Source organism: Anabaena sp. FACHB-1237 (assembly GCF_014696225.1).
Lineage (GTDB): Bacteria > Cyanobacteriota > Cyanobacteriia > Cyanobacteriales > Nostocaceae > FACHB-1237.
This window is the reverse complement of record NZ_JACJPV010000010.1, coordinates 52,389-79,294: the sequence shown is the minus strand read 5'-3', so window position 1 is coordinate 79,294 and position 26,906 is coordinate 52,389. Positions and strand designations below refer to the sequence as shown.

General features: G+C 34.6%; 27 protein-coding genes. 15 read left to right on the top strand and 12 right to left on the bottom strand.

Going from position 1 to position 26,906, the window contains the following annotated elements; translation table 11 throughout:
- The first annotated feature begins 39 nt into the window (after positions 1-39).
- A complete protein-coding gene (locus tag H6F32_RS07480; RefSeq protein ID WP_190368704.1) occupies positions 40-540 on the top strand; it encodes a hypothetical protein in 501 nt (166 codons plus the stop codon).
- 14 nt (positions 541-554) lie between these two features.
- On the opposite strand, the gene H6F32_RS07475 is transcribed toward H6F32_RS07480, so the two are convergent.
- A complete protein-coding gene (locus H6F32_RS07475) occupies positions 555-1,205 on the bottom strand; it encodes a Uma2 family endonuclease (RefSeq protein ID WP_190368703.1) in 651 nt (216 codons plus the stop codon).
- 159 nt (positions 1,206-1,364) lie between these two features.
- On the opposite strand from H6F32_RS07475, the gene H6F32_RS07470 reads away from it, so the two are divergent.
- The 3 genes from H6F32_RS07470 (at position 1,365) to H6F32_RS07460 (ending at position 2,738) form a co-directional block, all read left to right on the top strand.
- Positions 1,365-1,802 carry a XisH family protein gene (locus H6F32_RS07470; RefSeq protein WP_190368702.1) on the top strand — a complete coding sequence of 146 codons (438 nt, stop codon included), beginning with the start codon at positions 1,365-1,367 and terminating at the stop codon, positions 1,800-1,802.
- Positions 1,769-2,101 (top strand): XisI protein, encoded by a 333-nt coding sequence (locus tag H6F32_RS07465; protein WP_190368701.1) that lies wholly within the window; start codon positions 1,769-1,771, stop codon positions 2,099-2,101. Before H6F32_RS07470 ends, H6F32_RS07465 begins: the two co-directional genes overlap by 34 nt.
- A gap of 97 nt (positions 2,102-2,198) precedes the next feature.
- Positions 2,199-2,738 (top strand): DUF3172 domain-containing protein, encoded by a 540-nt coding sequence (locus tag H6F32_RS07460; RefSeq protein WP_190368700.1) that lies wholly within the window; start codon positions 2,199-2,201, stop codon positions 2,736-2,738.
- A 360-nt stretch (positions 2,739-3,098) separates the two neighbouring features.
- Here H6F32_RS07460 and H6F32_RS07455 read toward each other — a convergent pair whose 3' ends face one another.
- Positions 3,099-5,279 carry a cation:proton antiporter gene (locus H6F32_RS07455; protein WP_190368699.1) on the bottom strand — a complete coding sequence of 727 codons (2,181 nt, stop codon included), beginning with the start codon at positions 5,277-5,279 and terminating at the stop codon, positions 3,099-3,101.
- 402 nt (positions 5,280-5,681) lie between these two features.
- Between H6F32_RS07455 and cbiT the strand changes: the two genes are divergently transcribed.
- Together cbiT and H6F32_RS07445 are read left to right on the top strand one after the other, a co-directional pair.
- On the top strand, positions 5,682-6,284 hold the full coding sequence (cbiT, locus tag H6F32_RS07450) for a precorrin-6Y C5,15-methyltransferase subunit CbiT (RefSeq protein WP_190368698.1): 603 nt from the start codon (positions 5,682-5,684) through the stop codon (positions 6,282-6,284).
- A 185-nt stretch (positions 6,285-6,469) separates the two neighbouring features.
- The gene (locus H6F32_RS07445) at positions 6,470-7,378 is read left to right on the top strand and encodes a phosphatidate cytidylyltransferase (RefSeq protein WP_190368697.1); all 909 of its coding nucleotides are present in this window, start codon (positions 6,470-6,472) and stop codon (positions 7,376-7,378) included.
- A gap of 88 nt (positions 7,379-7,466) precedes the next feature.
- Here the strand turns inward: H6F32_RS07445 and H6F32_RS07440 are convergent, their stop codons facing one another.
- On the bottom strand, positions 7,467-8,195 hold the full coding sequence (locus H6F32_RS07440) for a DUF2993 domain-containing protein (RefSeq protein ID WP_190368696.1): 729 nt from the start codon (positions 8,193-8,195) through the stop codon (positions 7,467-7,469).
- A 483-nt stretch (positions 8,196-8,678) separates the two neighbouring features.
- On the opposite strand from H6F32_RS07440, the gene H6F32_RS07435 reads away from it, so the two are divergent.
- From H6F32_RS07435 to H6F32_RS07425, 3 genes are all read left to right on the top strand, one after another.
- Positions 8,679-9,461, top strand: a complete 783-nt coding sequence (locus tag H6F32_RS07435) for a pseudouridine synthase (RefSeq protein WP_190368775.1) — start codon at positions 8,679-8,681, stop codon at positions 9,459-9,461.
- Positions 9,462-9,477: 16 nt separating this feature from the next.
- The gene (locus tag H6F32_RS07430) at positions 9,478-10,014 is read left to right on the top strand and encodes a helix-turn-helix transcriptional regulator (RefSeq protein WP_190368695.1); all 537 of its coding nucleotides are present in this window, start codon (positions 9,478-9,480) and stop codon (positions 10,012-10,014) included.
- 333 nt (positions 10,015-10,347) lie between these two features.
- Positions 10,348-11,364, top strand: a complete 1,017-nt coding sequence (locus H6F32_RS07425) for a potassium channel protein (RefSeq protein ID WP_190368774.1) — start codon at positions 10,348-10,350, stop codon at positions 11,362-11,364.
- A 74-nt stretch (positions 11,365-11,438) separates the two neighbouring features.
- Here H6F32_RS07425 and H6F32_RS07420 read toward each other — a convergent pair whose 3' ends face one another.
- Positions 11,439-12,278, bottom strand: coding sequence for a metal ABC transporter permease (locus H6F32_RS07420; RefSeq protein ID WP_190368694.1), 840 nt, complete (start codon positions 12,276-12,278; stop codon positions 11,439-11,441).
- A gap of 82 nt (positions 12,279-12,360) precedes the next feature.
- Entirely contained in the window at positions 12,361-13,137 is a 777-nt protein-coding gene (locus H6F32_RS07415) for a metal ABC transporter ATP-binding protein (protein ID WP_190368693.1), read from the bottom strand.
- 124 nt (positions 13,138-13,261) lie between these two features.
- On the opposite strand from H6F32_RS07415, the gene H6F32_RS07410 reads away from it, so the two are divergent.
- The gene (locus tag H6F32_RS07410; RefSeq protein WP_190368692.1) at positions 13,262-14,242 is read left to right on the top strand and encodes a metal ABC transporter solute-binding protein, Zn/Mn family; all 981 of its coding nucleotides are present in this window, start codon (positions 13,262-13,264) and stop codon (positions 14,240-14,242) included.
- Positions 14,243-14,414: 172 nt separating this feature from the next.
- Here H6F32_RS07410 and acsF read toward each other — a convergent pair whose 3' ends face one another.
- Positions 14,415-15,500 (bottom strand): magnesium-protoporphyrin IX monomethyl ester (oxidative) cyclase, encoded by a 1,086-nt coding sequence (gene acsF / locus H6F32_RS07405; RefSeq protein ID WP_190368691.1) that lies wholly within the window; start codon positions 15,498-15,500, stop codon positions 14,415-14,417.
- A gap of 168 nt (positions 15,501-15,668) precedes the next feature.
- On the bottom strand, positions 15,669-17,255 hold the full coding sequence (locus tag H6F32_RS07400) for a peptide ligase PGM1-related protein (RefSeq protein ID WP_190368690.1): 1,587 nt from the start codon (positions 17,253-17,255) through the stop codon (positions 15,669-15,671).
- Positions 17,256-17,591: 336 nt separating this feature from the next.
- Here H6F32_RS07400 and H6F32_RS07395 point away from each other — a divergent pair, with 336 nt between their 5' ends.
- The gene (locus tag H6F32_RS07395; protein ID WP_190368689.1) at positions 17,592-17,849 is read left to right on the top strand and encodes a hypothetical protein; all 258 of its coding nucleotides are present in this window, start codon (positions 17,592-17,594) and stop codon (positions 17,847-17,849) included.
- A 17-nt stretch (positions 17,850-17,866) separates the two neighbouring features.
- Positions 17,867-17,992, top strand: a complete 126-nt coding sequence (locus tag H6F32_RS20900; protein ID WP_277875059.1) for a hypothetical protein — start codon at positions 17,867-17,869, stop codon at positions 17,990-17,992.
- 222 nt (positions 17,993-18,214) lie between these two features.
- Here the strand turns inward: H6F32_RS20900 and H6F32_RS07390 are convergent, their stop codons facing one another.
- Entirely contained in the window at positions 18,215-19,135 is a 921-nt protein-coding gene (locus tag H6F32_RS07390) for a histone deacetylase (RefSeq protein ID WP_190368688.1), read from the bottom strand.
- A gap of 189 nt (positions 19,136-19,324) precedes the next feature.
- Here H6F32_RS07390 and ndk point away from each other — a divergent pair, with 189 nt between their 5' ends.
- Positions 19,325-19,774 carry a nucleoside-diphosphate kinase gene (ndk, locus tag H6F32_RS07385; RefSeq protein ID WP_190368773.1) on the top strand — a complete coding sequence of 150 codons (450 nt, stop codon included), beginning with the start codon at positions 19,325-19,327 and terminating at the stop codon, positions 19,772-19,774.
- A gap of 108 nt (positions 19,775-19,882) precedes the next feature.
- Here ndk and H6F32_RS07380 read toward each other — a convergent pair whose 3' ends face one another.
- The 3 genes from H6F32_RS07380 to H6F32_RS07370 form a co-directional block, all read right to left on the bottom strand.
- Entirely contained in the window at positions 19,883-20,608 is a 726-nt protein-coding gene (locus tag H6F32_RS07380) for a TerC family protein (RefSeq protein ID WP_190368687.1), read from the bottom strand.
- Positions 20,609-20,804: 196 nt separating this feature from the next.
- Positions 20,805-21,221 carry a hypothetical protein gene (locus H6F32_RS07375; protein ID WP_190368686.1) on the bottom strand — a complete coding sequence of 139 codons (417 nt, stop codon included), beginning with the start codon at positions 21,219-21,221 and terminating at the stop codon, positions 20,805-20,807.
- An 85-nt stretch (positions 21,222-21,306) separates the two neighbouring features.
- Positions 21,307-21,999: a hypothetical protein gene (locus H6F32_RS07370; protein ID WP_190368685.1), complete on the bottom strand. Its 693-nt coding sequence runs from the start codon at positions 21,997-21,999 to the stop codon at positions 21,307-21,309.
- Between the two features lie 405 nt (positions 22,000-22,404).
- Between H6F32_RS07370 and acs the strand changes: the two genes are divergently transcribed.
- Positions 22,405-24,375, top strand: coding sequence for an acetate--CoA ligase (acs, locus tag H6F32_RS07365; protein ID WP_190368684.1), 1,971 nt, complete (start codon positions 22,405-22,407; stop codon positions 24,373-24,375).
- A 403-nt stretch (positions 24,376-24,778) separates the two neighbouring features.
- The gene (locus tag H6F32_RS20895; RefSeq protein WP_277875058.1) at positions 24,779-24,901 is read left to right on the top strand and encodes a hypothetical protein; all 123 of its coding nucleotides are present in this window, start codon (positions 24,779-24,781) and stop codon (positions 24,899-24,901) included.
- Between the two features lie 88 nt (positions 24,902-24,989).
- On the opposite strand, the gene H6F32_RS07360 is transcribed toward H6F32_RS20895, so the two are convergent.
- The gene (locus H6F32_RS07360) at positions 24,990-26,684 is read right to left on the bottom strand and encodes an ABC-F family ATP-binding cassette domain-containing protein (protein ID WP_190368683.1); all 1,695 of its coding nucleotides are present in this window, start codon (positions 26,682-26,684) and stop codon (positions 24,990-24,992) included.
- Between the last annotated feature and the right edge of the window lie 222 nt (positions 26,685-26,906).

The window sequence follows — 26,906 nt, the reverse complement described above, 5'->3', positions numbered from 1 at the left end:
GTCTCAATAAATTTGTAACAGGGAATAGAAGTAATAGCCATGAATCAACCATCACTACATTTATTATTTGGAAAATTATTTGCATTACTCACTGTTGATGAAGCTGAAGAAAAAGGCTGTAATTATTCACAAACTGAGCTTTGGCAAAAATATGAAACAGCGAAACGTACAATCAATCACATCTTTATTACTTCTCGTGCAGAAAAAGTAATCTTTAAAAAACAAGACAAACAAATTTATGAACTTCTGAAACAAATAGCTATGATTCTTGCTCAAGAAGGAATACCAAAACATTTCACTCTACATCATATTAATGATATTCAATTTGCAATGGGATTCTGGAGTACTTTACCAGAGGATAGAATTCATTTTTCTCACGTAAATGATTGGACAAACGAGCAAGATTATGATGATAATGATGATGATGCTGCTTCGTATCAACGTGTAATTAACAAATATCCAGGTGCTATACCAGGATATGCTTTAGAAGAACTACCCGATTGTTACAGTTCTCTAGTAGATGATGGACAATATGAATAATAAAATAAACTGATCTAAATTTGTTTGACCCAAGCACGGAAAGATTTTTCCGCTTGTACTTCATCTATTTGACAATCTTGCAAAAATTGATAAAGTTGTTCTTTGGTAATGTGAGGAAATGTAGGACTTTTTTCTACTTCAATATATTCATGTTTTTGAAGTTGATAAATTCGTAGAATTTTACCGTTATAACGCCAAAATTCAGGTACTCCCATACTGGCATAAAACGTAAGTTTATTAATATCAGTATGAGTAATATCTACTTCTACAATTAAGTCAGGTGGCGGATCTACGTTTAAATCAACTTTCTTTCCAACTACTTTAGGTTGATTTTGAATGTAATAACAATTATCAGGTTCAGCACTTCTTTGTAAATCATCACGATTTAAGGTTGTTGAACCCATTGTTTTGATTTTCAAATTACTTTCCACTACCAAAATACGGATGAATAATTCAATTAGTCTGGCAGCACTTTCATGTTCTTCCAATGGCATAGTAATTTCTAATGTACCTTGATCATAAATCAGTCGAGAAGCCCGATTTTGTCCTAATGCAGCTAAAATTTGCTGATAATTTTCCCAACTGATGTTATGGAAAACTACTCGCTGTTCTGCTAAACTAGTTTCTGGGGTAATGTTGCTTAGTTTAGTGATTGTACTAACCATAATTTTTCTTGAAGTTGAGGTGAATATATTGTCAAACTAACTATTTTATGTATTATAAATAATATAGCTGGTTGTTTTGCAAAATGAGCTATAATTCTAATTAACTAGGTCTTACAAACCTATTACAACACACAATTTCTTTATTATACAATAATAACTGTGTCTGCTAAAGATAAATTTCACGAAGTTGTCAAAACTGCTCTTATAAAAGATAATTGGTTAATTACTCATGATCCTTACCCTTTACAGGCGGGTACATTTGATTTATCAATTGATCTAGGTGCAGAAAAAATAATTGCAGCAGAAAGGGAAGGTTTGCAAATTGCTGTAGAAATTAAAAGTTTCATGAGTCCATCAAACATTTCCTCATTTTATGGAGCATTAGGGCAATTTATAGCATATAGAAGAGCTTTGAAAGTCCAAGACTCAAAACGGATTCTATACTTAGCTGTATCTACTGATATTTATGAACGGTTTTTTATAACTTCTTTTATTCAAGAACTTGTTACCGAAAATAATGTTCTGTTGTTGATTTACAATATTGATAACGAGGTAATACAAAAATGGCTACCATTGATGAATACCGACAATATATAAAAAATCTCCTCACAGCACGGGCTAAATTAGTTTGGGATAAACGTATTAAAGCGGAAACTATTTTTGATCTGGAACGGGATCATTATCAATTAATGTATGTTGGCTGGATAGATTCTAAGCGAGTTTATGGTCCTGTTTTACATCTGGATATTATTGATGGCAAAATTTGGATACAACAGGATGGTACAGAAGTTGGTATTGCTAATGAATTAGTGGAACTTGGTGTTCCTAAACATGATATTGTTTTGGGTTTTAATCCTCCTAAGTTGCGACAATATACGGATTTTGCGGTAGGATAATAAAGTCTATGAATTGAAGTTAATTACAAGTTAATTAAAGGTTTATTGTAAAAATCAAGATATCTAATAACATCCATATATAAAGGTAATAAAACAAATGAGACGTAAATCTACTAGTGTTAGACCAAGTAATAATTCTCAAACCTCAATTTTCGGTTCAATTTGGAATATTACTACTATTGCGGTGTTAGGTGGTGTGTTAATTTTAGGTATTGGAATTGGCATTGCATTTAGTTCTACAACGACTTTAAGTACATCAAATGTGGCTACCCGCGAATTTATTGATACTAAAGCACCAAACCCAGAAATTTGTGTTCAATATGGTGCTAGTGCAATGGTTATGGATGCTAGATTATTTGTGACTTTAAACCCCTTTAATGTGTATGTCTCTCAGCCGAGTATGCGCCCTGGATGTGTGTTAAGACAGAATAACTGGGCACTTTTAGAACAACGGAAGTTAGTAACTTCTGATCAGGTGCGAGAATGTAAGAATCGTTTAAATACTTTTGGTTTTACGGGTAATTTAGATACTGATAAACCAGATATTAGATGTATTTATCAAAATGAAAATGCTCAAAATTTCTTTTTATCTCAACCTGGTGCTGTGGGAACTCCTCAAGAAACGGAGAGATTTTGAGATGTTTACTAAAGTAAACTAAATAATTTAAATAATTTTCGGCGTTGCTGAACTCAGGTATGAAATCTTTGCGTCTAACGCAAGTGTTTCGCTTCGCTGATGCGCGAAATAAATATCATAAGCTGTTGTGCTTTTAATTTGGATAATAGATGCAAGCAAGATGCTTGCACTACAGTAATTTTAGTTACCCCAATTCAGCAACGCCTAATTGTCTAGTTATTTTAGTCATCTTGCTTATGAATTTTGCTATTAGACACATAGAATATATTTTATGCCATGCTGCGATATTATTACTACTATATCTGTGCGTTTTACGTTAATTTGACACCAATGAGCAATGTGCTTTACCCCTACTGGTTACTAAATCCTTATGCTATTTATTTCCGGTAGTAATGATGATAGATGTGATGTTACTTGACTATAACGCCGGGTAATGAGTAGTGATGAACGACATTCTAAGGCTAATTCATCCGTATATCTTCCTAATGTTTGTCTTTCGATACCCCAAGCACGACTTGTACCAACAATTGTTAAGTCGGCTTTTTCTGATGCTGCTACTACTACAGATTTATGTTCAGTGTTAGGTAAGGTTTCTATTTGAATGCGATCGCTCACATTTTGTGGTAATTGTTCTATCATCCCCTGTATTTCATAACTTAACTCATGGGGCATATTATTATCAAGCATCTGCAAAACTTGCAACATACAATTATCCCGATTAATCAATAATCTTAATGCCAATATTAATGCTAAATCATCATGAATATTTGTGGAATAAGGAACTAATAAATTTTCTAAACGTTCTCCTCCTTTATCAATAAATACTGCCACATCTACAGGTGCTGTGGTAAGAATTTGTCCTACTCTTCCTCCTAAACGATTATTACTAAATGCTGGCCGATGCCATCCTACTAATATTAAGTCAGGTTGTTGAATTTTGGCAATTTCTACGGTTTCTCTAGCCACATTACTGGAAATGCGAATAATGGGATGAATATAAGATCGGGTTTCTTGTGGTTCCAAAGTACTAATTAATTCATCGAGTTGTTGATGACGTTCACTAATTAATCTATTTGCTTCTGTAGGGGTATTTTCAAAAGCATAATCTTCTTCAAATTCGATTAAACTTAAAGGATTAACTATGGCAGGATGTTGATAATTTATAGCAATTGCCACTGCTAATTGTAATAATCCTTTTTGAGTATGGGGATTAGCTACAGGGACTAAAATTCGATAAGGTGTAATTGTGGGTTCACTAATTTCTGTGGCGGGTTCTGCTGCTATTTCTAAATCATCTGTTGCTACTATATCTAATCTGATTTCTTGTTTAGGATATGTCCATTCTAATAACGGTGATGTCATGAATGTTGTTACCAATGCCATAATTACTAACATGGTAAATAATAAAGGTGTAATTACGCCTAATTCTAAACCTATGTTTAAAACTATTAACTCTGTTAAGCCGCGAGTATTCATTAACCAACCCAAAGCAGATGCTTCTTTTTTGTTAATACCACTAATTCTGGCCGCAAAGTAAGCACCAAAATATTTACCTGCGATCGCTACTGCTAATATTAACAAACATAATAACCACAAATGTGGACGATTTAATAATCCTATTTCTGTTTTTAAACCACTATAAGCAAAGAAGATAGGTAAGAGAAATACTAAGATAAAATCTTCTGTTTTTTCTGCTAATTCTCTGACGAAATTTGCAGATTTAGGCATAGCTGCACCTAATAAAAAAGCGCCAAAAATTAGGTGAATACCTATCAATTCGGTAATTAATGCGGAAATAACTACAGTGATATAAATTACAGCTAAGAGAAATTGATTTAACTTTCCAGTACGTTGATAATGGGTAGCTAGTAGCTGCATTAACCAACGTCCTCCTGTAAACATTAAAACAATATAAACTATACTTTCCATAATAGTTAATACTGCTTGTAAGTCTATGTTACCATGACGAGCAACTGCTATAGATATTGCTAATAAACACCATGCTGTAACATCATCAACTGCTGCACAAGTTAAAGCTAATGTTCCTAATCTAGTTTTTTGGAGGTTATTTTCAGTGATAATTCTCGCTAATACTGGAAAAGCAGTGATGGACATTGCTGCACCTAAAAATAAGGTAAAAGCAATAAAGGATACTTTGGTAGTGCTTACTAAAGGATATAATAAGAAAGACAGAAACGATGCTAGGGTAAAGGGGACTATAATACTGATATTGGAAATTAAAACTGCGGCTTTTAAATTACCACGTAAATATTTAGGATTTAATTCTAAACCAATTAAAAACATGAAAAATATTAGCCCTATCTGTGATAAAATGTTCAGATAAGGTAAGGTTTCTTTGGGAAAAAGCGTACTTGCTGCTTGGGGAGCTATTAACCCAAATAATGATGGTCCAAGCATAATACCAGCAATTATTTCACCAATTACTAATGGTTGTTTAATTGATTTGAATCCTAATCCTACTAATCGGGATATTGTAATTACAACTACAATCTCAACCAGAACGAGCATGACTGTGTGCATGGTTTCCTTATTGATTTCTATCCGACTTTACTAAGATGATTGTTGATTAATATGAAATTGTCAACCTTTTACTCAAAAATAGGTTTTTACTGTTATGATTATGTTAATAATTGTTAAGCAAAATTTATATTAATTAATCATGAATTTATCAGTATTAGTTAGATAATAGGATCATAATTGGATTTAGAGTATTTTTGAGGCAGATGCACAATTAGCCGTTTAAGGAAACTTGCCAAATAATCTTACCATATTTTCCAAGATTGGCTATATGTGAGTAGTTCTATGATGATGTTGATTAGGAAAAATAATCTCACTTATCTATCATATATAACCAAAATTCTGATAAATTTAGGATTAATGGTAATTTTGCATTGTAAATTGTAAAGTTTTATTTAATTGTTTATGCCTTCACAACTTTGGCCTTATGTAACCCCTGGTATTCCTGATGAGTTATTTGAATATTTACCGGGTATTCCCATGACTCAACGGGAATTAAGGTTAATTTTAGTGTCTCAGTTACGATTACAAACAGATTCGGTTTTGTGGGATATTGGGGCAGGAACGGGTACAATTCCTGTGGAGGTAGGTTTATTATGTCCTTTTGGACGGGTAATTGCGGTGGAAAGGGATGAGGAAGTAGCTAATTTAATTCATCGTAATTGCGATCGCTTTGATATTAAAAATGTTGAAGTTGTAGTTGGTAGCGCACCAGAATGTTTAGAAACTATCAGGATTACTCCCCATCGTGTATGTATTGAAGGTGGTAAGGCTGTACAGGATATTATCAAAGCTGTATGGGCTTATTTACCTATATCTGGTCGAGTGGTAGCTACTGCTGCCAATCTGGAAACTCTGTATAATATTTCTCAAAGTTTCGCGCGGTTAAGAGCGAGAAATATTGAGGTGGTACAGTCTGGAGTGAACCGTTTAGAAACCCGGGGTTATTCACAAACTTTTATTGCGGCTGATCCCATTTTTATCGTTAGTGGTGAGAAACTAGATTAAAAAATAGTGGTCACTAGTAAGTATTAAGCAAAAATTCACAAAATCAAATTTATTCTCAATAATGATACACTAGATTAAATATCTACAATTTGTGATTTTAGGTGGGATACGGATCTAAAAAATCCTCCATATAAAATCCTCCATATAAAATCCTCCATATAAAATCCAAAATCCCAAATACTGTTATGCCTTGGTCTAGAATTGTTAGTGGAATTATTGCTATTGTAATGGCGTTATCTGCAACCTTGTTAGGAGGTTGGTATTTTACTCTAGCTATGGGAATTGTCATATTTTTAGGACAACAGGAATATTTTGATTTAGTACGCGCTAGAGGTATATTACCAGCCGCCAAAACTACTTTGTTGGTAAGTTTATGTTTATTAATAACCTGTACTTTGAATATTAGTTTAGCGGATGCTATTATGCCCATAGCAGGTACTTTAATTTGTTTTTATTTACTATTCCAGCCTAAATTAGCAACCATAGCGGATATTTCTGCTTCTATTATGGGTTTATTTTATGTGGGTTATTTACCTAGTTATTGGGTAAGGTTAAGAGATATTAATACTTTGGGAATGAGTAATTTACCTTTAGGGGGTTATTGGCCGATTAGTTGGGATGATTTAATTAAACATAGTTTTATTAATAATCCTGATCGTATTAGTTATTTACCCACAGGTTTAACAGCGACTATTTTAACTTTTTTATGTATTTGGTCTGCGGATATTGGGGCTTATATTATTGGTAGATGTTTTGGAAAAACTCGGTTATCTGATATTAGTCCGAAAAAGACTGTAGAAGGGGCGTTGTTTGGGGTTTTTGCTAGTATATTTACAGCTTTAATAGGTGCTTATTTTCTGCATTTTCCGAAATTTTTGATTTCTGGAGCTACTTTAGGATTAATTATTGGTATTGCTAGTTTATTGGGAGATTTAACAGAATCTTTGTTAAAAAGAGATGCGGGAGTAAAAGATTCTGGGCAATTAATTCCTGGTCATGGTGGTATTTTAGATAGAACAGATAGTTATATTTTTACTGCTCCTTTGGTCTATTATTTTATTACACTTTTGTTACCTTTATTGCAGAAAATTTAGTAGTTTTTAAGGAGTGGGGAGTTAGCTGCGGGGCGAAAATTATTTATTCTGAATTTCTTAATCTCCTCTGATAGCTTTTGATAGCTTTCTAAGGATTAATATTAATACTAGTATGACAAACAATGTGCTGGGAATTAATTGTAATTTCTGTAATATCTACATCTGTTCCCAGGTGTATAATATGGGGAGAATCTTGATCTATAAGAATATTTTCTTGATTTTGGTTGTCAATTTCTCTAATTTTAATTGGTGTGAGTTGTAATGTTTGTCCATTGAATAATTGAATACCGCAATCAATAGTTAATGATGTATTTGTTGTATTAGATGTCAGGATTGCATAAACTAAAAGTCTATTGTTGTCAAGGTGGATTTTTTCCCATACAACAGATTTGGAATTATGACTGTTTTCTGGTAATAGTGTATTCAGTAGTTCATTTAATGCTGTGACTAGGAATTGTGATGACAGAGAATAATTAAGGGCTTGTTGATCAACTATCAGGTTAGCAACCACTGGAACTATTTCTAGTAGTTGTAATGGTTTTCCTTTAAGAACTGAGGAAATATTGACTTTAATGTTTTCTGCGGAAACTTGAAGTTGTGTAATATGTAAACCTTGATAAACTGCGTTATTAGCAGCAATAAATACTTGAGGGATAGAACCTGATAGTAATTGGCGATCGCTCGCTTGGATCTCTAATTGTAGATTAGATGCTTGAGATAATTGTGTTTTTAACCAGAACTTAATGGCTGATGTTAAAATTTTAGTAATAATTCTCACTTTAGGGCTATGTGTAACTAAGGAACTTGATTCTATCATGGGACAAGAACTTGATCTAAGAAATTTTCTTAGGTGACTTAAACAAACCTTAAATATAATATCACTTTAGATTTATGAATCACAATTTTAATTACAGAGGAGTCACCGAGTCACCTAAGTCAGAAGTTCAAGGAGTCAGTAGAGTGTAGAATTGCTCACAAGTGTCAATTTGACGTAAAACCGCCAGACTGGGAATGAATTCCTTTGTCTAATAGCAAAAGTCATCTCAAGATAACTAAAATAACCAGCATATTTTTTAGTAAACTTTAGTTTACTTTGCTTATTAGCCTGGAAATTCACTTCCATGCGGGTAAGTCAGCCAAACAAATAAACCATCTATAGCTGTTAGCGCAGCATAGCGTAAACCATATTTGGCATCAATAAACACTACTAAGACCGAAACTTAGTATTCCGAACTTAGTAACTCGCGCTTTGCGCTTCGTAATGGTTTATATAAACATAGAGGAAAGATTAAACAAACCAATGGAGGAAAGATTACAGAAAATTATTGCACAATGGGGCATTGCTTCACGACGGGAAGCAGAGGAAATGATCAAACAATCAAGAGTATGTGTTAATGGTATTTTGGCACATTTAGGACAGAAGGTTGATCCCCAACGAGACATAATTTCTATTGATGGTAAACAGGTTTTCACCACACCACCACCACGTTTAATGTATATACTATTGCATAAACCACTTGGTGTAGTTTCTACCTGTGATGATCCTCAAGGAAGACAAACGGTATTGCATCTACTACCTTCAAAATTGCAGCAGGGATCAGGTATTCATCCGGTAGGCCGTTTGGATGTCAACTCTACGGGAGCATTAATATTAACCAATGATGGAGAGTTGACTTTTGCACTTACCCATCCCCGTCATAGCATTACTAAGAGTTATCAGGTAGTTGTAGAAGGACAACCCACAGCCGCAGTAATTGAACAGTGGTCTAATGGGATATTGTTAGATGGCAAAATGACTAAAGCAGCAAAGGTGCATCTTGTTAAAGTGCGTGGCAATCATACTTATTTAGAAATTATTTTACAGGAGGGAAGAAATCGGCAAATTCGTCGTGTGGCGGAACAGTTAGGATATCCAGTAATTAAACTTCATCGCACGGCTATTGGTCCAATTAAATTGCAAATACCAGATACACCTCCTTTAAAAGTTGGTGAATATCGCTATTTAACATCGGCAGAAATTACTTTTTTAAAGCAGCACATAAGTCACACTCTCATTCACAGCAAGTCGGAAAAATTTAACTAAAAAAGTAGAGGTTCCTATGAAATTATTTATTAGAAATAATAAAAAACAAATTACTCCTTCTCTAGAAGAAATTCAAGTGGAAAAATTAAAAGAATTAGGTAATAAATTAGCTACTATTCGCAAACAGAAAGGGTTAAGTTTAGAAGATTTAGTATTGTTAACAAGGATACCTAGGCGAATTTTATTAGCTATTGAGGAAGGAAATTTAAGTGATTTACCTGAACCTGTTTATCTTCAGGGTTTAATTAGTCAATTTGCTGATGCTTTAGGTTTAAAAGGTAGAGAGTTTGCTAGTAGTTTTCCTGTGGGTTCTATGGCTATAAGCTTACCCAAAAGTTTGCAGAAAACATCTATGCCACAATTACGTCCTTTACATCTTTATCTGTTGTATATTGTGGTAATTATCTGTTCTGTAAATGGTTTATCTCAGTTATTAAATAATGCCACATTCCCAAATAATAATACTCAAATTTTGACAGAAAATTTAACAGAAAAATCACAAAAACTTGCCAGAAAAAATGATCAGGAGATACCTCCTAACCCCCATTATTAACCCAGGGCGTTTTCATTCTCACAATTTGCGATGTCTACGGCGAGGGAAGCGATCGCTATTTGGGCTAATTTTTGATATTAATTAATCAAAAATTAGCAAAAAAAGCTCCTATTGCTGTGTGGGAAAGGCTTTTGGGGAAAGAGTTTTCCTCTTTACCCCCCACTTTGAAAACGGCCTGTGCTTAGTTAGGGGGAGGAAATGAGGATTTTTTGTCTTCTTTCTTTTTTCTTTGGGTCTTTGGGTGAGATTATTGATATACTAGAGACATTTTTTAGCTGTTAATTGCCAGTGTATAATTTAGAACAAAAATATAAACGCATTCAACAGGAATTAATGGCAGGTGCGATAGCGCTGGTTTGTATTTTCTGCATTGGTACTTTATGGTACAAAGTAATTGAGGGTTGGTCTTGGGTAGATGCAGCTTATATGACGGTAATTACTTTGGCTACTGTGGGATATGGTGAAACACAGCCTTTAAGTAGTCGAGGTCGTCTATTTACGATTTTCCTGATATTGATGGGTGTGATTAATATTAGTTATATTGTGAACAGGTTTACTTCTGCCGTCATTGAAGGTTATTTTTTAGAAGGTATTAAAATTAGACAGCAAAAACGACTAATGGAATCTTTATTAGGTCATTATATTATTTGTGGTTTTAGTCGCACTGGCCGACAAATTGCTAAGGAATTTCGCGCTGAAGGTGTGAATTTTGTTATTGTTGATTCTAATTTGGAATCCGTGGCTAAAGCTCAAGAAATAGGCTATATTGTCTATCAAGGTGATGCCACTTTAGATGAAACTTTGTTAACTGTGGGGGTAGATAAAGCTATTTGTATTGTGGCTGCTTTACCTTCTGATGCGGAAAATTTATACACTGTTTTGTCTGCAAAAACTTTAAATCCTGGTATTCGAGCGATCGCCCGTGCTAGTACGGAAGAATCTGTACAAAAGTTACAACGTGGTGGTGCTGATGCGGTAATTTCTCCCTATATTACTGGGGGTAAACGTATGGCTGCGGCAGCTTTACGTCCCCAAGTATTAGATTTTGTAGATGGTATTCTTTCGGGTTCAGATCGTCAACTGTACATGGAAGAATTTTTACTTGATCCTAGTATGTGTCCCTTTGTAGGACAAACTTTACAAAGAGCAAAATTGCGATCGCAGTCGGGCGCTTTAGTATTAGCAATTCGTCGTGCTGATGGTAATTTAATTGGTGGTCCGACTGGTGACACAATGTTAATGTCTGGTGATACTTTAATTTGCATGGGTACAGCAGAACAATTACGCAGTTTAAATCAAATTCTTGGACCTATTAATTATCAACAATTTAGAAAACCAAGGAATAGATAAAACCAACAAGATCTCCGACTTCTTAGTCGCGGATCTGAACAACGAAACTTTATATTTTAAATTATTTTTTTAAATTATTTTTGACTATGTATAAAAATTCCATGTAGCGGACTAAATAAAAATGCCAAAGTGAATAAACCAGACACTACTAATACAATGGCTGGACCAGATGGTAAATTATAAAAGTAGCTGAGATACATTCCACTAATACTAGAAATTACTCCAATTACAGCCCCTAATATCATCACTTGATGTAATCTTGTAACTAATAAATAAGCCGTTGCTCCTGGAGTAATTAATAATGATAATACTAAAATTACTCCCACTGCTTTCATACTTGCAACAATAGTTAGGGCTATTAATAACATTAATCCAAAATTTAAACGGTTCACTGGTAGGCCTGCTGCTTGCGCCCCCAAAGGATCAAATGTGTAAAATAATAGCTCTTTATATAATAGGAAAATTACTAATAATACTATGAAAGCAATAATAGCAGTATCTCGCACGTCTGCAACAGTTACACCTAAAATATTCCCAAATAAAAAATGATTTAAGTCTATTTTATTATCTTTTTGAATAATAGTAATTAAGGTGATTCCTAAAGCAAAAAAAGCTGAAAATACTATCCCCATTGCTGCATCTTCCTTAATAGGAGAACGGGTTTTGATTAAGGCTATAGCCATAGTGCTGATCACACCAGCAATAAACGCCCCTATAAAAATATTAGCACCAATCATAAAAGCGATCGCTAACCCTGGTAATACAGAATGACTAATAGCATCACCTAATAACGCCAAACGTTGTACCATTAAATAACTACCAACAATAGCACATAATAAACCCACCAAAATAGCAATAATTAGAGAACGCTGCATAAAACCATATTGCAAAGGTTCTATTAAAGATGCAAACATAATTTTTCATCCTATAATGAATAATGGAAAATCAGATCCCCGACTTGTTAGAGAAGTCGGGGATCTTGAAGGGATATTTCATTTAAGCCGCAAAATACATCATATTTCCACCATAAGCATGATCTAAATTTTCTTTAGTTAATACTTTTTCCCGCAAACCAGTGGCGATTAATTCCCGATTTAATAAAATTAAATCATCAAAATGTGTGATAGATTCACCTAAATCATGATTTACAACTAAGACTATTTTTCCCTCTTTTGCTAACTCTTGAAATACCTGAAAAATGATCCCTTGAGTTTTTTGATCAATACCTACAAATGGTTCATCAAAACAGAAAATTTCCGCTTCTTGAGTTAACGCACGCGCTAAAAATACCCGTTGTTGTTGTCCTCCCGAAAGTTCACCAATGGGACGATATATAAATGATTCCATCCCCACCCTAATTAACGCAGATTTCGCCACTTGACGACTAATGTTAGAGAAACTACGTAGCCATCCTGTCTTCTTGACTCTACCCATCATCACTACATCCCACACTGTCGCGGGATAATTCCAGTCAATTTGACTACGTTGAGGTACGTAAGCTACCTTTTCTAATTGCTGTACAACAGGTTGATCTTTATATACAACTCTGCCACTATTAATGTTTACTAATCCTAACATAGCTTTCATTAATGTACTTTTACCTGCACCATTAGGACCAAAAATACCTGTTAATCTTCCTGGCTTAATTATACAGTTAATATCACTTAATACTTCTTGTTGACGATAGCTAACACTTAAATGAGTAATATTAATGGTTGTCATTTTTTGATCGCGTATTAAAGATAATTTAGATTGAGGAGAAATGATTTGCATAAAATTTGCATAAAATAAAGTTACATAGAATACTTATTTTCCAAGTTTATCATAAAAGTGAAAGAAATATGAAAGGAATATGATAAAAATATGAGATATAAAATCAGCAACATCACCTATAACTATGAAATTAATTAATAATTCTTATAAACTCATTTCTATAACTTTGTGTTTACCTGTATTCTTATCTGCCTGTACAAATTCCACAATTTCTCATTCTATAAAAACTAATCCTACCACAAAAGTAAATGAACAGGTAGAAGTAGTAACAACTAGCACTATCCTTACTGATTTAACTACCGCAGTGGCGGGGGAGGAAGTCAAAATTACGGGTATATTAAAACCAGGATCAGATCCTCATGTATATGAACCTGTACCCGCTGATAGTCGCACATTAGAAAAAGCAGACTTAATTTTATACAACGGATATAATTTAGAACCAGGTTTGATTAAATTAATGAATGCGACGGGAGGAAAAGCGAAAAAAGTAGCAATTGGGGAAGTTGTAAGATATTTAGAATTGAAAAAACCTCAAGGAGAAATAGTACCAGATCCTCATGTTTGGGGAAGTGCAGAAAATTCTATAAAAATGGTGGAAGCGATTAAAAATGAGTTAATAAAATTAGCACCAGAAGATAAGGATAAGTTTATCCAAAATGCGGATAAAATGAAAAATGATTTACAAAAATTGCATATTTGGATAAGTGAACAAATAGCGACTATTCCTCCTAAAAATCGCAAATTAATTACTACCCATGACGCATTTCAATACTATGGAAACGCCTATAAGATAGAAATTGCTGGTACTTTAATTGGGATTAGTACAGAAGAACAACCCAGTGCCCAAACTGTGAAAAAATTAGTAGATGATATTAAAAAAATTAGTATACCTGTAATTTTTGCAGAAACTACTATTAACCCAGCATTAATTAAAACTGTAGCGGAAGAAGCAGGGATAAAATTAGCAGAAAATTCTCTATATTCTGATTCTATTGGTGCTAAAGGTAGTAATGGAGATACTTATATAAAAATGATGGTAGCAAATACTAAGACAATTGTAGAATCTTTGGGAGGGAAATATACACCTTTCAAAATTGATAATTAACAATTGATGTTAAGCTAATGTGCAGCACTCACTGTATAATTAAAAAACCTGAAGTTACAGTAGCACAAGCATCTTGCTTGTATTAATTATTCAAGTTAAAAGCACAACAGCTTATTAATGAGAGGAAAGCGAGGAAAGTATAAAATATCTTCCCATGCTATTCCTACTTTCATTAACTAACTTGACTGCGATATGCTTCAGTATTGATAGGTTTAATGAAGTACAACTTCAACATATACCAAACAATCGCCATAAATACCGGAATTTTGCGGAAGAATTTAGCAATTGTCCAATCTTCACTATTTTGAATATCTGCTAATTCTTGATTTTTCAGCGCACATTGTTCTAAATACCAAAAGAAATAAGGATGAGCAGTATTTAAAATAACTGGAAATGCTCTAGCTGCGGTTTTGTTAGTTTCTGTAACTACTTGACTGTTGTATTTACGAGGATGAATACCTAATATTTCATAGAAATTCGCTCGTTCAAAAACTGTAATTGTATGGGTAACAAACACAGTGATTAAGAAAAATCTTACCCATAAACGAGCTTTCCAAGTCTTCCATAATTGGGGTTGAGAACGCAATAAAGCCTTGAAAAAATCACCATGTCTATTCTCATCTTGACACCAGCTTTCAAACTTTTTAAATAATGGATAAAATTGGTATTCTGGATGAGATTGAATATGACGATAAACGAGAATATAACGCCAATAACCAATTTTTTCCGAGAGGTAAACTGTGTAAATTACCCATTCAGGAGGAAAGAAGGTATAGGTGCGATTTTTAGTTAAATAACTTAAATCAAGGGACAAGTTAAAATCCGCCATTGATTTATTTAAAAACCCCGCATGACGAGCTTCATCTCTAGCTAAATAATCGAATGCTTCTGATAGTAAAGGGTTGTTTTCTTTAACACGACGAGATAATTCTTTAAATAGCAAAAAACCGGAAAATTCAGAGGTACAAGAGCGTTCTAAAAAGTCAATGAAAGCCTCTCTTTTATCTTCGGGAATGTGATCCCAAGATTGTTTAAATTCTTCATCACGCACGAAATGATGACGGTTATAATCAGCTTTTAGTTCATCTACTACTGCTCTAATTTCTTCTTCATAACCCGATAGATCCATTTTTGCTACAGCATCAAAATCTGTAGTATAAAATCTGGGGGTTAATAATGTTTCTTTTACAGGAGCTTTGATACCTGGTTTAAGTTCTTTTATTTGTTTTTCTGGGGGTTTATCCAATGACTTAACCATATTTATTCCCTTTACCATTATCTGTCTGTAAGTACCTATATGATCAAAATATAATCATGATTACTTTTGATTTGTCATCAGTTGAATTATGGAATTTAATTTTAACAAAGTTACTGAATTATCAGATTCAGATCCCGGACTTCTTAAAGAAGTCCGGGATCTTTTTGTTTAGTAACTATACTCATTTTCCCCAATGAAAAAGTTATGATCCGTTAAGATTTCATGACAATGTTTTTGGGTAGTTTCTTGATCAAGAACTGCAATTACTGTATTATAAATATCTTCTGCTTGTTGGGGAGAATCTCCAATACTTGTTAATCCCAATTTACCAAATTGTGATAAACAACCCATAAGATGAAAGACTGTTCCTGTTTCTGTACCACTATCAAAATGTAGACGATAATGGGCAATAATATCCATTAAATCATTTGGTAATAATCCGCGATAATTATCTTTTTGTAAGTTGTCTGTGGCAATATAATATTTAGGTTTTTGATGTTTACTGTAAAATAAACCTGTGGATAGGTCATATTTACCATTTGTTAATAGTTTTAATGTCATAAATGGGTGGGTTGTTCCTCCTTTTCTCAGGTTAATTTCTATTGCTTGAATGTCCCAGTTACCATTACCTTGATCTACTGTGACAAAATCTACACCAAATCTTTCTAATGTGCCTTTTTCTGCTAGTTTTTTACCGACTTTTAAGCCTATTTCTTGTAATTGGACACGGTATTTTTCATCTGCTGGAAAACTACAACCCATGTAAATTTGTCCGTCTGGTCCTCCCAATATTTGATCATGAGTTGAGAGTATTTCTACCTCTTTATTTGGTGTAATTCTTCCTTGGACACTGGGTGAAAATTTAATTTCCCCTTCAATAAATGATTCAACTATTGCTCCTAATTCGGGTATGCGTTGAGAGAAGTTGTCCCAGGTTTCTTTTGTTGCTTGAAAGCGGAGATAATGAAAGCGATCGCTAATCACTTTTATCCTCTGTTCATGACTAGTGTTACCTGGTGCAAATTCCTGAATTGGTTGTAAATCTAAAATGGCGTTTCCTTCCCCAGAAAATCCTTCATTGAGCTTAACTACAATTCTTTTTAATGTTGGTTGACGTTCCCATAATTCAGCTGCTTCTACGGCTAAATCTGAGCTATTATGGACTAATTTACTACCATCAGGATGGGGTACACCACTTTCTAAAAATATCTGTCTACTACCGCTTTTTGTCCCCCAAATTTGTAAATCTGGAGCAGCAGCATACAGAGGAATATTCAATTTTAAAGATAATTCTGCTTCCCAAAGTGTGGAATTATAACACACCATAAAGGCTTTATCTAAACGTACAGCTTTTTTAATTCTTGCTAATAATCGCGGACGTTCTAAGATTTTTTGACTTAAAGGTTTTAGAGAATTATCATAGGTTGAAAGTAATAATAAACGCTGACGTGCATGAGAAAAAGGAATACCTGGTAATAATTGTAAATAATAATCAATTATACTAGGATGTAATGGCATGGAAGTAATATAAATTAATCTTGTGCGCGGATTTCTTAATCTAATTAATGAGAAAAGTAGTCTTTCTTCATAATGTTCACATCCCGCAATTTTTAACATTTCTCTTTGATCAATACTTAAAGATGGAATAATCACAATATCAGCTTCATTAGTATCAAACAGTTCACTATTTTTCCAGCGTCCAGATAAAGTTGATTGTAATTTATAAAATTTATCAATTTGCTCAGATGTGTGCATATTTATGACCTTCTTTTGCTGATGATATGGCGTAAATAACTAATACCAAATAATACAAATACTAACAAATACTAATATCAATTGTGAAAATAATTACAAAATTGCCAACTTATAAAAGTTAGATATTAACAGATATCGAGTTTTTAATTATCTTCGCTTCTTTTCTATATATATCCTAAGTAGGAGTATAAATAAACCATTGAATTGTATATTTTTGTAAAATTTGTTTATTTTATACTCAATTTATATCTAAAGATATAAGAAGAAATGTAAGGTTTTATATAGCATTTATTATGACTTATAAATCAACAATTAATTTTTAATGAATTTTTCTTTATGGCATCCTTAAAACCATTGTATGATGTAGAATTAGTAGATTGTGCGCGAGCAAATGCTACTCAAGGTATAGAAGTTGCTGCTTATCAATGCGGGTATGGTAATGATATTAATAGTTTTACTGAAGAGTTAAAAAAGGCTTGCAAAAAGATGAATTTAAAAGCCAAAAAATTGGGAGAATTAATCACAGATCAAGATATGATCTTAAAGTTAGGTAGTGGAGAAATTATTGCTCCTGAAACATCAATATATTTATGAGAAATGATGCAAGTAAGATGCTTAATATTTTGGCTGGTGCGCCTATTTCTTCTGTAAATATAGCTGCATATTCTGTCCAAGGTATTATTGTCACTAATACTATCTATCGGTTATCTGTTGCTAATTCCCCCCCCAAAGGGTAGGTCAAACTCTTCTGGTGATGTGTCTTGTTATTTTTTTATATACATTCTTTTGCACTTTGTTATTTTTTATAACGCTTCAACTCTTTATTTATCTAGTACAGCTTGGCGTAAATAAACCAACCATTCCAAATCGTCCAAAAGCCTATACTGTTTTGGTTTTGAATGCATGACTTCCACCCTGCGATACTAGCTTTTCGGTTTATTCAGCCAGCCCTAATTATCCTATTTTAAACATGATTGAATAGTAGCAACTACAGATTTAGCTAAACCTGATAAATCATAACCTCCTTCTAAGCCAAAAATAATATTAGGAGTAATTTGTAAACAATATTCAGTAAATAAACCAAAGTCTTCTGGTTGTAATTCTACCCCCGCTAAAGGATCATCAGCTAAAGCATCATAACCAGCACTAATAATTAATAAGTCAGGTTGAAAATTGCTGATAAAAGGAATAATTTTTTTCTCCCATAAAGGCCGATAAATAGTAATATCACAACCTCTATAAACAGGGATATTCAGAACATTATCATGATCACCTTTTTCTGCACTTTTTCCCGTACCAGGATAAGCGGGATATTCATGTAAAGAACAATAGGCTATGTGAGGATGACTTTCTACTATAAACTGAGTTCCATTACCATGATGTACATCCCAATCTATAATAGCTACACGATGAATATTTGATTGTTCTAAAGCGTAAAAAGCAGCGATCGCTGCATTAGAAAATAAACAGAAACCCATACCTGTGTTACTTACCGCATGATGTCCAGGTGGACGGGCTAAAACAAAAGCTGATTTATTTTCTTTAATAACTGTATCTACGCCATCTAACCAAGCATTAACAGCTAATAAAGCTACATCATAACTGCGGGGACTAATAGGAGTATCCGCATCTAAATAACCTCCACCATTTTTAGCAATGGTTTTAACCTTATCAATATAGGTTTTTGTATGTACTTTTTCAATCCAATTCATCAAAGATGGATTATCATGTACAGGTGTGGGTAATTGCCAAGTTAGTTGATGAGAAAATTTAGCAGACTTTAAAGCATTAACAATAGCTGTTAAACGTTCTGGTTTTTCGGGATGATAAGAACCAGTATCATGTTCTAAAAATTCATCGGAATATATAATTTTGAGCATTGGTAATTAATTGGTAATTGGTAATTAATTAGTAATTAATTAGTAATTGGTACAATATCCTCCTCACTCCTCGATCTCCTCTTAATTTGTTCATGTTGAAAATGTACCATTATCAGTCAGAATATATAATGCGGTGATTGTTAAACCACTCACCCATGAAAATTTTAGATTATGTTTTTGGAGACTGACTTGGAACGCACATTTTTAGCAATAAAGCCTGACGGTGTACAGCGCAATTTAGTAGGCGAAATTATCCGCAGATTTGAGTCTAAGGGTTTTACCCTAGTTGGCTTAAAGATGATGAAAGTCAGTCGAGAATTGGCTGAACAACATTATGATGTTCATAAGGAAAGACCTTTCTTCCCTGGTTTGGTGGAGTTTATTATTTCTAGCCCTGTGGTAGCAATGGTTTGGGAAGGTGAAGGTGTAGTGGCTGCGGCGAGAAAAATCATTGGTTCAACCAATCCTCTCACTGCTGAACCTGGTACAATTCGTGGTGATTTTGGTATTAATGTTGGCCGTAATTTGATTCATGGTTCTGATGCACAAGAAACCGCTCAAAGAGAAATTAAACTGTGGTTTAAAGATGATGAGTTAGTGTCTTGGGAACCTAATTTAACTCCTTGGTTACGAGAGTAGTAGTTTTTCAGGTGACAGGTGACAGGTGACAGGTGACAGGTGACAGGTGATAGGTTACAGTTCAAATACTTTCTCCTTGATCTCCTGACTCCTGACTCCTTGATCTCCTTATTTATGCACTTCCGTTTTTTCTACCTCTTCTGTAACTGGTGATTTAATTTCAGTGCGCTTAGAAAATCCCCAGATAAACATAATAGCTATAGCACTAATTATTACCCATTGTGGTGGTACTAAGTTCTCATTAATTACTTTTAATATTAGCCGTAATCCCACAAATCCTACGGTAATATAGGCTGCATCGGCTAAATGTTCATATTCATCCAACCAGCGAATAAATAAGCCTGCCATATATCGTAAGGCAATAATACCAATTGTTGTCCCTGTAATCACTAACCATGTTTCAGGAGAAATAGCGATCGCTGTAGTCACACTGTCCAATGAAAAAGCTAAATCTGTAAATGCTATCACAGGTATAGCTTGCCACAAAGATTTAAAACGTGGTTCGCGGTTTTGATCATTTTCCTCTTCACCAGACGTGAAATGTTGGAAGACTAACCACAATAAGTAAGCACCCCCCAATACTTCAAATTGCCAAAATTGTTGTACCCAGGTGGCGGTTAACAGTAGACTAATTCTCAATACGTAAGCTATGACTAAACCGTAATTAAGAGCTTCCTTTTCTAGTTTTTCGTCTTCTAAGCCTTGGGCGATCGCTGCTAAGGCCACCGCATTATCCGCAGATAGTACAGATTCCAAAAACACTAGTATGATTAATACTATAGGGTCATCAGTACTAAAACTAAAGTGCAAGTAATCAAAAAAGTGATCTAACATTACAATTTCTCAAGCAGGGAAAAGTTAAAAATAACACACATAACAAGTTCTATTATACACTATAGCATAAGTTACTGATGATCCATGGAATGCTAAGTGCGAAGTAGGAAATGGGAAGTGAAAATTCTTTCTTCTGACTCTTGACTATCTGTAGGGGTTTAGCAGCGTTCAACCCCTACTGACTGCTAATAGCTAACTATAATATTTGATCCACAAAATCACTAGCCACTTGTAATAATTCATCATCTTCTAGATCAACATCAGCAGCTAAAACATTTTTTACCGCCAAGGTTTTATCATCAGATTGGGTAATTCTTAAACATTCCTCTAAATTTACTGCTAAGTCAAATAATGATCTTTCACCTAGATTATTTCTAATTTTTACTGCTACATCATGATTACTAATTAAAAACTCTTTAATATCATCAAATAAAGTGTTACATTCATCATCCCCCCAAGTTTCTAACCAGTCTCCATCTACATCTTCAACATAAATATGTACAAAATTTAGTCCATAATTTAACCAATCTTGCTGCATTTTTCGGGCTGATGCTAAGGCTTCGCTTAAAGTTTCAATTTGAGTGTTGCTGTTTGTTTGTTGCTGGTTAACCATAGGTGGTGGTTTTAGGAAATTAAATTAATGGAATTGAATTAATAATGTAGACTAGGACACAAATTTCCATCCCCTATAATGGGAATCAGGAAAAATTCAAATACTTACCTTCAGCTAGATGATCACTGTTGTACAGTGCTACATTTACTAACTGTCGAATAAAGTCACTTTCTGCGGGATTGTAACTCAGAAATAACCCCCTTTCTATTTCCCACAATTGCAGCGCGTTTTGCCACTTTTGATATTTTTCATGATGAAATTGTTCACCGATACTCGTAACTTGTATGCAGAGTGGTTTACGTTGATGGTGACTTACAATTAAGTCTGTAGCCATAGATAGATCCGCTATATAGCGCTGCCAAATATCTCCTTCTCGATTGACAATATCTTGGGCTATATATTTAATAATATCACTATCAGCCTGATTAAATTCCCCTGCCATCATTTTTTTCTTCCAAATATAAAATTTGGTGTCTGTCGCATTAATCCATTTAGGAAATAAATAACCATACCAGTATCTCTCATTGGGGCTCATTTGCTCCAATTCCAGTCTTTTGGCTTCCTCTGATGGTAATGATTGTATTGCTAACCAGACTTTGGCATCTGTAATTACCTCTAACAGGAAAGCGATTACTATCGGCTTAGATGCTAGTGTACCCAGCTTAATATTTCTGATCCAACGATACACATCTCTTAACCTTCTTGTTAGGTTTGGATCTATGCCAGAGGATTGCTCAATCAGCAATTTTAGTTTATCCTTAATTTCTTTGGCTTGCAAGCTATATCCTATTGTCAAATACTAACATTTTTACCAAGACATAACATCCCTTTTGGGCAGTAAAAAAATTTGTTAAAAACATGATGTTAATTTTTCTAAAGTTTTTCTAAAGTTTTTTGACTTTTTTTCACAATTGATTGCTAACAACACTGCTAACAATACTGCAAAAATCAGCGTTTCTTGATTTTCATCTGAGATTGGTCTTCATTGATCATTTTAGTAAATAATCTTTACAATTTACAAAACTTGATCTCATATCTCATAATCTGTAGTCAAAAATAGTTTTTAGTGGTAGGGTGCGTCAGATATCAACAATCTGTTTATTTGCAGTTATGCAGTCTGACGCACCCTACCAATGTGCTAGTTACAAGTTATCGAATTTGACAATTATTTTACTTAATTACCATGTCACAACCCACTATAGAGTCCATTTTACAGGAAAAACGCCTGTTTCATCCTCACAGTGATTTTTCCCAATCTGCCCATATCTCTAGTTTAGAAGACTATCAGCGAATTTACGAGGAAGCTAAGGCAGATCCCCAAGCATTTTGGGCAAAGTTAGCTGAAACTGAGTTAGATTGGTTTGCACCTTGGGATAAGGTTTTAGATTGGCAAGCTCCTTTTGCTAAATGGTTTGTTAATGGCAAGATTAATATTTCTTACAACTGTCTTGATAGACATTTAAATAATTGGCGCAAAAATAAAGCGGCTTTAATTTGGGAAGGAGAACCTGGAGATTCTCGTACTTTGACATACTCCCAACTATATCGAGAAGTTTGTCAATTTGCTAATGTTTTAAAGCAGTTAGGAGTGAAAAAGGGTGATCGGGTAGGTATTTATATGCCGATGATTCCTGAAGCTGCTATTGCTATGTTAGCTTGTGCTAGAATAGGTGCACCCCATAGTGTTGTTTTTGGGGGATTTAGTGCGGAAGCATTGCGCGATCGCCTCAATGATGCAGCAGCTAAGGTAGTAGTTACAGCCGATGGTGGTTGGCGTAAGGATGCCATTGTACCGCTTAAAGAACAAGTAGATAAAGCCTTGGCGGATGATGCTGTACCTTCTGTAACTGATGTACTGGTAGTACAACGCACAAAACAAAAAATTTCTATGTCAGTAGGTCGAGATCATTGGTGGCATGATTTACAGCAAGGCGTATCTGCCCATTGTCCGGCAGAACCAATGGATAGTGAAGATATGTTGTTTGTCCTTTATACTTCCGGTAGTACGGGAAAACCGAAAGGAGTAGTGCATACAACAGGAGGTTATAACTTATACTCTCATATTACTACAAAATGGATTTTTGATCTGAAAGATACGGATGTATATTGGTGTACGGCCGATGTAGGTTGGATTACGGGACATAGTTATATAGTTTATGGACCATTATCCAACGGTGCAACCACTGTCATGTATGAAGGTGCGCCTCGTGCTTCTAATTTGGGTTGTTTTTGGGATGTGATTGAAAAGTATGGAGTAAATATTTTTTATACTGCTCCCACCGCCATCCGCGCTTTTATTAAAATGGGCGAACATCATCCTAAATCAAGAAATCTCTCCTCTTTGCGATTATTGGGGACTGTAGGTGAACCTATCAATCCTGAAGCGTGGATGTGGTATCATAAAATCATTGGTGGTGAACGCTGTCCCATTGTGGATACTTGGTGGCAAACGGAAACTGGTGGTATTATGATTACACCTTTACCTGGTGCGATCGCTACTAAACCGGGATCAGCCACCAAACCATTTCCTGGCATTATTGCGGATGTAGTGGATTTAGAAGGTAACACAGTTCCCGAAAATGAAGGTGGTTATTTAGCCATTCGTCATCCTTGGCCGGGGATGATGCGGACAGTATATGGAGATCCTGAACGCTTCCGTAGAACCTACTGGGAACATATTCCACCACAAAATGGTAACTATACATATTTTGCTGGTGATGGTGCGCGAAAAGATGAAGATGGTTATTTTTGGGTAATGGGACGGGTAGATGATGTGTTAAATGTTTCTGGACATCGTTTAGGAACTATGGAGGTAGAATCTGCTTTGGTATCCCATCCGGCGGTTGCAGAAGCGGCAGTTGTCGGTAAACCTGACGATTTGAAAGGTGAGGAAGTAGTAGCTTTTGTGACATTGGAAGGCAGTTTTCAACCTAGTGAAGAACTTAGTAAAGAGTTGAAAAAGCACGTTGTCAGTGAAATTGGAGCGATCGCTCGTCCAGGAGAAATTAGATTTACTGATGCTTTACCTAAGACTAGATCAGGTAAGATTATGCGGCGGTTATTACGGAATCTGGCAGCAGGTCAGGAGGTATCAGGAGATACTTCGACTTTGGAAGATCGCAGTGTGTTGGATAAGTTACGGGAAGGTGCTTAATAGCTTAATATAATTGGTTAATATAAATGGGGTGGGCTTTCAAGTCCACCTTTCTTATTACTTAAATATGGAATAGCGCATAAGATTTATTAAATTACAGCAGTTTCCGTTATTATGAGGTACAGATATTCATGATAAAACCCTTGTAACACAGGCATCTTGCTGTGTTCCTAGTGTACCTCATGTAGATGGAATGTGCTGTATTATTGGCATGATGATTTAGATTTAGCAGAATCTGAACTTTATGATCATAGTATTCTTGTTAAATGCAATGCTAATCTAAATATAGAAATATAAATGTAGAAGATATAAACATGGAACAACTATGAAATAGGACAAACTCTTAACTTTTATACTTTATACTCCAGAAGATACCATTTTACAAAAACTTATCTGGTATCCCATGACGCAAAAACAATCTTATCAACAATGGCGAGATATTTTAGGTATATTAAAACTACAACAATCAGAACTTGATTTTATCTATCTTCAAAAATGGGCTAATACTTTACAACTTTCCGTATAATTAGAATAAGCATTTAAAGAATCTATTTAACGTAATTTATTAGATTCATAGGGTGAGTTATCGGTAGCGTAACACACCCTACTATATTCTAGTTTCTTTTAGCTGTTGACTTGGCAGCTTTTGCGGCTTTTTTCGCAGCTTTTTCTGCTTCTATTGCTTTTAGTCTTTCCTGTTCTTTCTCTTCTTCTATCTTCTGCAAATAATAGTGATAATCTCCTAAATATACTCGAAAATCACCATCTCTAATTTCTACTATTTTATTCGCAACTTGAGAGATAAAATAACGATCATGGGAAACTACAATGGCTGTACCATCGTAATTTTTCAATGCTTCTTCTAACATTTCTTTGGCAGGAATGTCTAAGTGGTTTGTTGGCTCATCTAGTATAATTAGATTTGCAGGAGTTAGTAACATTTTGGCTAAAGCTAACCGCGCTTTTTCCCCACCACTTAAAGATTTAACTTGCTTAAATACCGTATCTCCTGAAAATAGGAATTTACCTAACAAGGTACGCACTTCTTCGTTTTTCCAGTCTGGTACTTCATCATGAATGGTTTCCATGACAGTTTTGTTTAAATCTAAGGCTTCTGCTTGATTTTGCTCAAAATATCCAGGAATGACGTTATGATCGCCTAGTTTAACCGTTCCTTCGCTGGCTGGTTCAATCCCCATGATAATTTTTAACAATGTGGATTTTCCTGCTCCGTTTGGACCTAAGAAAGCGATTCTATCCCCTCTTTCAATTAATAGGTTTGCAGCTAGGAAGAGTATTTTATCTCCATAGATGTGAGTTAAATCTTTAATTTCTACTACTTCTCTACCACTGCGGGGTGCATCAGGGAAATGGAAGCGTAATGTTCTAACTCCGGCGGTAGGTGCTTCAATTCTTTCAATTTTTTCTAGTTGCTTTTCTCTACTTTTGGCTTGGGTACTGCGAGTTGCACTGGCTCTAAATCTATCTACAAATGCCTGTTGTTTATCTAATTCTTTTTGTTGCCTTTCAAAAGCGTTCATTTGTGCTGCTTCATTTTCGGCTTTTTGTTGCAGATATGCAGAATAGTTACCTAAGTAGGTGGTGGAAACACCGCGTTCAGTTTCTACTATTTGGGTACAAAGACGATCTAAAAATTCTCGGTCATGGGAGACTATGACCATTGGTGTGGTCAGTTTTTTCAGATAGTTCTCTAACCATTCAATGGTTTCTAAGTCTAAGTGGTTGGTAGGTTCGTCCAGTAGTAATAAATCTGGTTCTTGGAGTAATATCTTACCTAAACTCATCCGCATTTGCCAACCACCAGAAAAGGCGCTTACTAAGCGATCGCCGTCTTCTATCTGAAAACCCATTTCTGGTAATATTTTACCAATGCGAGCATCTAAACCATATCCATCCAAGGCTTCAAACTGACGTTGTAATTTATCTAGTTTGTGAATCAGCTTGTCTAATTCCTCTAAACTAGCTGTTTCCATTTCTCGTTGTACTTCAGCCAATGCTAATTGTACTGCATTAGCTTCTTTAAATACCTTCCAAAACTCTTCCGTGACAGTTCTTGTAGGATCTACATCAAACTCTTGGTTTAAATAAGCGATATGAAAACTAGCAGGGCGGATAATTTCTCCTGCGGTGGGTTCAATTTCCCCAGAAATGATCTTTAATTGGGTAGATTTTCCTGCACCGTTAACACCGACTAAACCGATGCGATCGCCACTTTTGACTTCCCAGTTAATATCTTTCAGAACTTCGCCAGTAGGATAAATTTTACTTATATGTTCTAATCTCAGCATGAACTGTCTCGTAGGTAAGGGTTGGGTATTTCATCAAGCATTATCAATACTGTATTTTATCTTAACAAAATTTAACTACAAAGTTGCAAAATTTTATATTTGCATTTGAGGATTTTTGATGGGCGAGTTCACAAGTTCAGGATTTATGTTATATAATGCTGGATACATTTTTAAGCGCAATACGAAAAAACTGATGGTGTATAGTAGGGACAATTCATGAAT

Excerpts from the sequence above, each read along its gene's own strand:
- acsF (WP_190368691.1), bottom strand. The coding sequence starts at position 15,500 with ATGGTTAAGTCATTGGATAAACCCCCAGAAAAACAAATAAAAGAACTT.
- H6F32_RS07360 (WP_190368683.1), bottom strand. The coding sequence starts at position 26,684 with ATGCTGAGATTAGAACATATAAGTAAAATTTATCCTACTGGCGAAGTT.
- cbiT (WP_190368698.1), top strand. The coding sequence starts at position 5,682 with ATGCCTTCACAACTTTGGCCTTATGTAACCCCTGGTATTCCTGATGAG.
- H6F32_RS07380 (WP_190368687.1), bottom strand. The coding sequence starts at position 20,608 with ATGTTAGATCACTTTTTTGATTACTTGCACTTTAGTTTTAGTACTGAT.
- H6F32_RS07440 (WP_190368696.1), bottom strand. The coding sequence starts at position 8,195 with ATGATAGAATCAAGTTCCTTAGTTACACATAGCCCTAAAGTGAGAATT.
- H6F32_RS07400 (WP_190368690.1), bottom strand. The coding sequence starts at position 17,255 with ATGCACACATCTGAGCAAATTGATAAATTTTATAAATTACAATCAACT.
- H6F32_RS07480 (WP_190368704.1), top strand. The coding sequence starts at position 40 with ATGAATCAACCATCACTACATTTATTATTTGGAAAATTATTTGCATTA.
- H6F32_RS07415 (WP_190368693.1), bottom strand. The coding sequence starts at position 13,137 with ATGCAAATCATTTCTCCTCAATCTAAATTATCTTTAATACGCGATCAA.
- H6F32_RS07475 (WP_190368703.1), bottom strand. The coding sequence starts at position 1,205 with ATGGTTAGTACAATCACTAAACTAAGCAACATTACCCCAGAAACTAGT.
- H6F32_RS07460 (WP_190368700.1), top strand. The coding sequence starts at position 2,199 with ATGAGACGTAAATCTACTAGTGTTAGACCAAGTAATAATTCTCAAACC.
- H6F32_RS07395 (WP_190368689.1), top strand. The coding sequence starts at position 17,592 with ATGGCATCCTTAAAACCATTGTATGATGTAGAATTAGTAGATTGTGCG.
- H6F32_RS07465 (WP_190368701.1), top strand. The coding sequence starts at position 1,769 with ATGGCTACCATTGATGAATACCGACAATATATAAAAAATCTCCTCACA.
- H6F32_RS07425 (WP_190368774.1), top strand. The coding sequence starts at position 10,348 with ATGGCAGGTGCGATAGCGCTGGTTTGTATTTTCTGCATTGGTACTTTA.
- H6F32_RS20900 (WP_277875059.1), top strand. The coding sequence starts at position 17,867 with ATGCTTAATATTTTGGCTGGTGCGCCTATTTCTTCTGTAAATATAGCT.
- H6F32_RS07430 (WP_190368695.1), top strand. The coding sequence starts at position 9,478 with ATGAAATTATTTATTAGAAATAATAAAAAACAAATTACTCCTTCTCTA.
- H6F32_RS07375 (WP_190368686.1), bottom strand. The coding sequence starts at position 21,221 with ATGGTTAACCAGCAACAAACAAACAGCAACACTCAAATTGAAACTTTA.
- acs (WP_190368684.1), top strand. The coding sequence starts at position 22,405 with ATGTCACAACCCACTATAGAGTCCATTTTACAGGAAAAACGCCTGTTT.
- H6F32_RS07390 (WP_190368688.1), bottom strand. The coding sequence starts at position 19,135 with ATGCTCAAAATTATATATTCCGATGAATTTTTAGAACATGATACTGGT.
- H6F32_RS07420 (WP_190368694.1), bottom strand. The coding sequence starts at position 12,278 with ATGTTTGCATCTTTAATAGAACCTTTGCAATATGGTTTTATGCAGCGT.
- H6F32_RS07445 (WP_190368697.1), top strand. The coding sequence starts at position 6,470 with ATGCCTTGGTCTAGAATTGTTAGTGGAATTATTGCTATTGTAATGGCG.
- H6F32_RS07455 (WP_190368699.1), bottom strand. The coding sequence starts at position 5,279 with ATGCACACAGTCATGCTCGTTCTGGTTGAGATTGTAGTTGTAATTACA.
- H6F32_RS07410 (WP_190368692.1), top strand. The coding sequence starts at position 13,262 with ATGAAATTAATTAATAATTCTTATAAACTCATTTCTATAACTTTGTGT.
- H6F32_RS20895 (WP_277875058.1), top strand. The coding sequence starts at position 24,779 with ATGACGCAAAAACAATCTTATCAACAATGGCGAGATATTTTAGGTATA.
- H6F32_RS07435 (WP_190368775.1), top strand. The coding sequence starts at position 8,679 with ATGGAGGAAAGATTACAGAAAATTATTGCACAATGGGGCATTGCTTCA.